Origin of the sequence: Psychrobacter proteolyticus (assembly GCF_038155145.1) — a bacterium.
Classification (GTDB): Bacteria; Pseudomonadota; Gammaproteobacteria; order Pseudomonadales; family Moraxellaceae; genus Psychrobacter; species Psychrobacter proteolyticus_B.
In genome coordinates, this window is sequence record NZ_JBAKAY010000052.1 from 1 (window position 1) to 242 (window position 242).

A 242-nucleotide genomic window follows, 5' to 3' on the forward strand; every position below is an offset into this window, starting at 1 on the left:
TTACGTTTTAATAGCGCTTCAGCTTGCATTTTATTACCGCCAGTAGCGAGGTAATAAACGGCTAAATCATCAATTTCCCACTTAACATAAGAGTCGATAATTAAATCTTTTTTCTCTGATGTTACAAAGCGATCTGGTTGATCATCTAACGTTTGAATACGCGTATCCAAAATTTTAACAGTGTCAATAAAAGGTACTTTAAAGTGTAAACCTGGTGCATATTCTACAGGATTACCTTCACC

At 35.1% G+C, this 242-nt stretch carries 1 protein-coding gene; it reads right to left on the reverse strand.

Annotated elements, in window-relative coordinates; genetic code table 11:
• On the reverse strand, nucleotides 1-242 hold a 242-nt coding region (locus V6252_RS12980), incomplete at both ends, for an SPFH domain-containing protein (protein WP_341610727.1).